Origin of the sequence: Phenylobacterium sp. (assembly GCF_030654915.1) — a bacterium.
Lineage (GTDB): Bacteria > Pseudomonadota > Alphaproteobacteria > Caulobacterales > Caulobacteraceae > Phenylobacterium.
In genome coordinates this window covers 1-6,566 of record NZ_JAURWM010000075.1, presented here as the reverse complement: position 1 = coordinate 6,566, position 6,566 = coordinate 1, and the positions used below count along the sequence as shown (strand labels likewise).

The window sequence follows — 6,566 nt, the reverse complement described above, 5'->3', positions numbered from 1 at the left end:
CATGCCGCCCGAAGCCAGGAACGGGATCTTCAGCTCCTCGCCCGCCCGCGGCAGCAGGATGAAGTTCGGCACGTCGTCCTCGCCGGGGTGGCCGCCGCACTCAAAGCCGTCGACGCTGACCGCGTTGCAGCCGATCGCTTCAGCCTTCAGCGCGTGGCGGACCGAGGTGCATTTGTGGATCACCACGATGCCGGCGTCTTTCAGCATCGGCAGCCACTTCTGGGGATTGTTGCCGGCGGTCTCCACGACCTTGACGCCGCTCTCGATGATTACATCCACCAGGCCCGGATAGTCGGGCGGGGTGACCGAGGGCAGGAAGGTCAGGTTCACGCCGAACGGCTTGTCGGTCATCTCGCGGCAACGGGCGATCTCGGCCCGCAGGCGATCGGGCGTGCCCTGGGTCAGGCCGGTGATGATCCCCAGCCCGCCCGCATTCGACACCGCCGCCGCCATCTCGGCGAAGCCGACATAGTGCATGCCGCCCTGGACGATGGGATGGCGGACGCCAAGCATTTCGGTGATGCGGGTCTTCATGAAATCGGTCCTATGGCTCGGCGACGGGGCGCGGGAGAATCTTTACGGAGTAAACAAAAGCGGAAGGATGCGCTCAAGTCGAGAGCCTGGGCACGTCCGCGAGCGACGCGGCGTAGCGCGCGGCGCCGTCGCAGACCTCCCCAGTCGGGTGCAGGCCAAGCCGCGTCGCCAGCCTCACGGAGGCCAGGTTCGCCGGCTCGATGAAGGCCTCGACCTGCGTGCAGCCTGGCCAGCCGCGCAGCCAGTCCATCGCCAGGAGCGAGGCTTCGCTCATCAGCCCCTGACCCCAGAACCGGGGATGCAGATGATAGGCGTATTCCGAGCACGGCCCCAGCTGGTTGAAGCCCGCGATGCCGACAAAGGCGCGCTCGGCCCTGGTCTGCAGCGCCCAGCGGAAGCGCGTCCCATCGGCGGCGCTGCGGGTGAAGAAGTCGATGATCTTGTCGCTGTCGGCGGGCGTCCGGGCCGGGAGTTCGATCGGCTGGCGCTCATAGTCGCAGGCCGGCCCCGAATAGCGGCAGACCTCCTGCCGTGACCACAGGTCGAACATGCCCGGCGAACAGGCCAGCGAGAGCGGGGTCATGACCAGCCGCGCCGACCTCAGGGTCGGTATGATCAGCGCGGCGCTCATGAGCGTCTAGCGCTTACGGACGAACACGGTGCCGGCCGAATAGCCGGCTCCAAACGAGCAGATCAGCCCGGTGTCGCCGCTGGCGAAGTCGTCATTGGCCTTGTGGAAGGCGATGATCGAGCCGGCCGACGAGGTGTTGGCGTACTCGTCCAGAATGATCACGTTCTCGCCCGGCGCCGGCTCGCGGCCGAGGACGCGTTTGCCGATCATCTCGTTCATGTTGCTGTTGGCCTGGTGCAGCCACAGGCGCGTCAGGGCCGTGGGATCGAGACCAAGGTCGGCGGCGTGCTGGACGATCATCTCGGCCACCATCGGCACCACCTCGCGGAACACCTTGCGGCCTTCCTGGACGAACAGCTTGTCGCTGGCTCCGATCCCCTCGGGGGCCGCGCGGTTCAGGAAGCCGAAGTTGTTCCGGATGTTATTGGAGAACTGGGTCTTCAGCCGCGTGCCGAGGATCTCCCAGCCATCAGTGGCGTCTTCCTCGCGCTCGACGATCACCGCGGTCGCCACGTCGCCAAAGATGAAGTGGCTGTCGCGGTCGCGGAAGTTCAGGTGGCCCGAACAGATCTCCGGATTGACCATCAGCACCGCGCGCGCCGAGCCGGACGCCACGAAGTCGGCGGCGGTCTTGATGCCGAAGGTCGCCGACGAACAGGCGACGTTCATGTCGAAGGCGAAGCCCTCGATCCCCAGGGCCTGCTGCACCTCGATGGCCATGGCCGGATAGGCGCGCTGCATGTTCGAGGCCGCGCAAATCACCGCCCCGATCTGGCTGACGTCCTTGCCCCAGCGCTCGATGGCCTGCTTGGCCGCCTCGACCGCCATTTCGGCCAGGATCGAGATCTCTTCGTTGGTGCGCTCGGGGAGGTCGGGACGCATAACGTCGGGATCCACAAGGCCGCTTTTGTTCATCACGAACCGCGACTTGATCCCCGAGGCCTTCTCGATGAATTCGACCGAGGAGGGGGTGAGGGCGGCGACCTCGCCGGCGGCGATCGCCTGTGCGTTCGCGGCGTTGAACCGCTCGACATAGGCGTTGAAGGTGGTGACGAGTTCGGTGTTCGAAAGGCTATGCGGCGGGGTGTAGAGGCCCGTGGCCGCGATCACGGCTTGATGCAAAACGCTGTCTCCGACGACTGCTCCTCTGGCCTCGGAATCTGTCCGGTGGGAGCTTCGCGAACACTGATAGCACGGCCGGGCCGGGCGTCAGCGGCTGATGTGGCCCTAATGACACAACTTGGAATGGTCTGGGCTTTGTGGCCGAACCGACCTTTTCCCGCCGTGTTTAGACGCGACCTAGGCCCCTCGGCTCAGTGGCCGAGCATAAGTACGGAGTACCAAGAACAATGAAAACTCTCATCATCGCCGCGGCCAGCGCCGCCACCGTCGTCGCTTTCGCTCCCGCCATCGCCAGCGCTCAAGACTCCAATGTCAGCGCTTACGGCTCGGTGGGCTACAGCCATCATGACCTCGAGGGCGCCGATGTCGGCGCTATCCAGGGTCGTCTCGGCGCGCGCTTCGGCAAGTTCCTCGGCGTTGAGGGCGAACTGGGCCTGGGCGCGAAGCAGGACGACGTCAGCGTTGGCGGCATCGACGGCAAGGTCAAGATGAACTACTCGGCCGCCGCCTACGCCGTGGGCTTCCTGCCGGTTGGCGAAAAGGCCGACCTCTATGTCCGTGGCGGCTACGGCACCACCAAGGGCAGCGTCACCGTTCCGGGCGCCTTCGTTCGGCTCAGCAACGAAAGCTGGAACTACGGCGCCGGCGGCCAGTACTTCTTCGACGGCTCCAACGGCGTGCGGGCCGACTACACCCGTCACGAGTTCACCGATGACGGCGGCAAGGCCGACGTCTGGTCGGTGGGCTACGTCCACAAGTTCTAGGTTTCTGACCTAGCCTTCAACGAGAAGGGCCGCCTCCATCCGGAGGCGGCCCTTTTTTGTGACTGATCGCGGGGAAGGGCGAGCCGGCGGTCAGGCGCCCGCATGGTGCATGAAGCTTCCGGCCAGGGCGCCGTCGCGCATGAAGATGCTGACCTGGGTCGGGCGTCCGGCCTGGGCGTAGCGGGCGGCGAGCGAGCGGGCCGCGGCCTCGGCGCGGCCCCCGGCTTCGAACACCAACTCATTGTCAAAGGCTTCGGAACGAACGACCCAACCGTGGGCCGCCGGGGCGACAGAAATCTGCAGAGCCATACTAAGCTCCTTTACTAGCTAGTTCGGGAAGATCAGCGCCGTCCCATCAAAGGACGACACCATCAGGCAGGGCGGCGGCGCTGGAATGGCGGCCGCGAGGCGAAGTCAGGCCGGCATTCGGCTCGGATTAAGATGACATCGAAGCATGGGGCTTCTCGCTAGCTCTACCTTGATGACAGCATAGATAGGACGCCGCGCGCCGATCGCCACCCCAGAACTCCTGAGAACTCGCGATAGAAATTCGGAAGGCGGCTTTGGCGTGCTCGGCGGGAACGCTCCGGGTCTCGGAAGGCTCCCGAGCCTCGGGCGAAAAGCCGCCGCCAAGACCCCATCCGGCCGTCGACTGATGCGCGCCGGACACGGCCCTCGCAATTGTCGAAAGATGTTCCGACTACCCCTCGCGGGAACGCGCGAGCGCGCCCATATGCTTCCGACGCAAGGATCCCCATGGACGCCCTATTTCATCACGTCGCCGAGTTTATCGCCCGCCACCACGCCTGGGCCGGCGTGGCTTTGGGGTTGGTGACGTTGCTGGAGTCGCTGGTGCTGATCGGCGCCTTCATCCCGGCGACGGCGTTGATGGTGATGGCGGGCGGCCTGATCGCCGCGGGCGTGCTTGATCCGATGCAAGTGATCTTCTGGTGCGTGGCCGGCGCGGTCGTCGGCGATGCGATCTCCTATGAGCTGGGCCGCCGGCTCGGCCCCCAGACCCTGCGCCACCCCGCCTTTCGCGAGCATCGCCGCAAGATCGCCCGCACCCGGCTCTTCACCCGCCGCTATGGCGCGGCCTCGATCTTCATCGGCCGTTTCTTCGGCCCGCTGCGCGCCTTCGTGCCGCTGGTCACCGGCCTGCTGGGCATGCGCCGCCGCACCTTCCAACTGGCCAACACCGTGTCGGCCGTCGTCTGGGTGCTGGTCATCCTCGCGCCGGGTTATTTCGCGGCGAAGGGCCTGGCCGAGCTCGAGGCGCTGAGCGAAGCCGACCTGATCACCGTCCTGGTCGCCACCGCCGTCGCGGTCAGCGTCGGCGGGCTCCTAGCCTGGCGCATCCTCAAGGCGCGCATGGCCCGCCAGGAAGCCGCCATGGCCATCCTGTCCGCCCGCCTCGAGCAGTAGGCGCAAGGCTCAAGGACGACGAGGGCAGGGGCTAGTCCCCGTTGTAAGTCACGGGTTCGCCGATGATCTCCCCGTCGCCAAAGCGCTGAATGAACACCTGCATCACCGGCCTGCGCCGCCCGCCCTCGGCCATATAGGCCTTTGGCGCGAGCCGCGCCGCCCGCCACCGGATCACGTCGAACTGCAGGCGCGCGACCGGCGCGCTCTCCCGATCAGCCCGCAGCGCGATTTCCCACGCCAGGTCGGCCATCAACTCGGCCTGGGCCTCGCGGGCCTCGACATACTGCTCGGCGAAATCTGGATGATTGCGCAGCCATTCGTAGACGGTCGCGGCCACCGGCATGTCGGGCGCGGCGCAGACCGCCAGCATGCTCTGCCCCCCGGCGATCCGTCGGCAGATTTCCTCGCCTGCCGCCAGGCTATAGGCGTCCGGCCGCGCCCACGGACGACCCCGTCGCCAGGCCCGGTCGCGCCGCCGGTCTCGATGCGCGCCGACCCGGTCGTGGCGGGCCTTCAGCCGCGCCTTGCGCATCGCCTCGGCGAACTCGGGACGCAGCCCCGCCCATCGGTGCACCGTCGCCGCGCCGGGCATGTCCCGCGGCTTGCAGATCGCCCGCAGGCTTTCGCCGGCCTCGATCCGCCGGCAGATATCGGCCCCGAGCTCGGCGCTGTACGGCGTCACCGCCCGCCGCCGGGCATGATCGCCCGACGAAGACGGCTGGCCTGTCTCCAAGGTCATGCAAGTTCACCCTGTTTTCCGAACGCCAGCATAACCCAGTATCGGGTCACTCAAGAACAAAAAGAGAACAAATAGTCTCAAGCCAACCGCCCTGCCGCCGCGTCCGCCTTGACGCCTCCCGCCCAGAAGCCGAACCTCCCGTCAGGGAGAAAACGCAGGTGCCTGAAGGCTTCGCAGTACAGTTCGCCGCCTCGCTCGCGGCCGTGGCCCTGTTGGTCGGCCTGGCCGCCTGGGCCAAGATTTCCAAACCCATGACGCCGCTGGACGACGCGCGCGCGCTCAAGCTGCTCGCCGAGGAGTTCCCGGGCCGGACGGTCGAACGCATCTGGGTGGCGGTCGACGGCCGTGGCGCGCTCGCCAAGTCGGGGGCCGCGGCCCTGGTCCTGTGCGAGGTCGGCGACGGCTATGTCGCCCGCCACATTCCCTGGGCCCAGGCGATATCGTCCAGTTTCCGCGATGGCGTGGTCAAGCTCGACCTCTCCGACGTGGCCGCCCCCAACGCCCGGATCGCCTTGCAGAGCTGGCCGCCGTCCGGAGCCCCGCCGCAGGACAAGAGGGCGGCGTGAAACCGGCCTTCGACCCCGTCACCCTGGCGATCCCGTTCTTCATCCTGGCGATCATCCTCGAGATCGTCCTGACCCGGCTGAAGGTGACGCGCGCCCACTACGAGACCCGCGACACCATGGCCTCGCTGGCCATGGGCCTGGGCAGCAATGTCGCCGGCCTGTTGACCGCCGGCCTGGTCGTGGCCGCCACGCTCTGGACCTACCAGCACCGGCTGTTCGATATCCCGATGACGGCGATCTGGGCCTGGATCGCGCTCTTCCTGCTGGAGGACCTGACCTACTACTGGTTCCACCGGCTCAGCCACGAGCGGCGCTTCTGGTGGGCGGCGCACGTGAACCACCATTCGTCCCAGCACTACAATCTCTCGACCGCCCTGCGGCAGACCTGGACCGGCGGGCTGGCCGGGACCTGGATCCTCTGGCTGCCGCTCGCCTTGCTCGGCTTCCCGCCAGCCATGATCGCCATCCAGAAGGGGATCAGCCTCGTCTATCAGTTCTGGATCCATACCGAGGCCGTCCGCCGCACGCCCCGCTGGTTCGAGGCGGTGTTCAACACCCCCTCCCACCACCGGGTCCACCATGCGCGCAATCCCCGCTACCTGGACCGCAACTACGCCGGCATCCTGATCGTCTGGGACAAGCTATTTGGCACCTTCCAGCCGGAGCTAGACGAAGAGGCCTGCCGCTACGGGATCGTCAAGAACCTCAGCGGCTTCAACGTGCTGCGCGTCGCCTTCCACGAATGGATCGCGATGGGGCAGGACGTCGCCCGCCACCCCCGCCAC

The 6,566-nt window shown here is 67.0% G+C and carries 9 protein-coding genes; 4 read left to right on the top strand and 5 right to left on the bottom strand.

What is annotated here, in order from left to right; genetic code table 11:
• From Q7T84_RS03680 to Q7T84_RS03670, 3 genes are all read right to left on the bottom strand, one after another.
• Positions 1 to 534 (bottom strand): nitronate monooxygenase family protein (locus Q7T84_RS03680; RefSeq protein WP_304806350.1); only part of this gene is annotated, 534 nt, incomplete at its 3' end.
• A 73-nt stretch (positions 535 to 607) separates the two neighbouring features.
• Complete coding sequence (locus Q7T84_RS03675; RefSeq protein ID WP_304806349.1) at positions 608 to 1,165, bottom strand: GNAT family N-acetyltransferase; 558 nt, start codon at positions 1,163 to 1,165, stop codon at positions 608 to 610.
• A gap of 6 nt (positions 1,166 to 1,171) precedes the next feature.
• On the bottom strand, positions 1,172 to 2,287 hold the full coding sequence (locus Q7T84_RS03670; protein ID WP_304806348.1) for a beta-ketoacyl-ACP synthase III: 1,116 nt from the start codon (positions 2,285 to 2,287) through the stop codon (positions 1,172 to 1,174).
• A 227-nt stretch (positions 2,288 to 2,514) separates the two neighbouring features.
• On the opposite strand from Q7T84_RS03670, the gene Q7T84_RS03665 reads away from it, so the two are divergent.
• Positions 2,515 to 3,051 (top strand): porin family protein, encoded by a 537-nt coding sequence (locus Q7T84_RS03665; protein WP_304806347.1) that lies wholly within the window; start codon positions 2,515 to 2,517, stop codon positions 3,049 to 3,051.
• A 90-nt stretch (positions 3,052 to 3,141) separates the two neighbouring features.
• Here the strand turns inward: Q7T84_RS03665 and Q7T84_RS03660 are convergent, their stop codons facing one another.
• Complete coding sequence (locus tag Q7T84_RS03660; RefSeq protein ID WP_304806346.1) at positions 3,142 to 3,360, bottom strand: hypothetical protein; 219 nt, start codon at positions 3,358 to 3,360, stop codon at positions 3,142 to 3,144.
• Between the two features lie 447 nt (positions 3,361 to 3,807).
• Here Q7T84_RS03660 and Q7T84_RS03655 point away from each other — a divergent pair, with 447 nt between their 5' ends.
• A complete protein-coding gene (locus tag Q7T84_RS03655; protein ID WP_304806345.1) occupies positions 3,808 to 4,476 on the top strand; it encodes a DedA family protein in 669 nt (222 codons plus the stop codon).
• A 31-nt stretch (positions 4,477 to 4,507) separates the two neighbouring features.
• Here the strand turns inward: Q7T84_RS03655 and Q7T84_RS03650 are convergent, their stop codons facing one another.
• Positions 4,508 to 5,215 (bottom strand): hypothetical protein, encoded by a 708-nt coding sequence (locus Q7T84_RS03650; protein WP_304806344.1) that lies wholly within the window; start codon positions 5,213 to 5,215, stop codon positions 4,508 to 4,510.
• A 158-nt stretch (positions 5,216 to 5,373) separates the two neighbouring features.
• Here Q7T84_RS03650 and Q7T84_RS03645 point away from each other — a divergent pair, with 158 nt between their 5' ends.
• On the top strand, positions 5,374 to 5,781 hold the full coding sequence (locus Q7T84_RS03645; RefSeq protein ID WP_304806343.1) for a hypothetical protein: 408 nt from the start codon (positions 5,374 to 5,376) through the stop codon (positions 5,779 to 5,781).
• On the top strand, positions 5,778 to 6,566 hold a 789-nt coding region (locus tag Q7T84_RS03640; protein WP_304806342.1), incomplete at its 3' end, for a sterol desaturase family protein. The genes Q7T84_RS03645 and Q7T84_RS03640, both read left to right, overlap by 4 nt.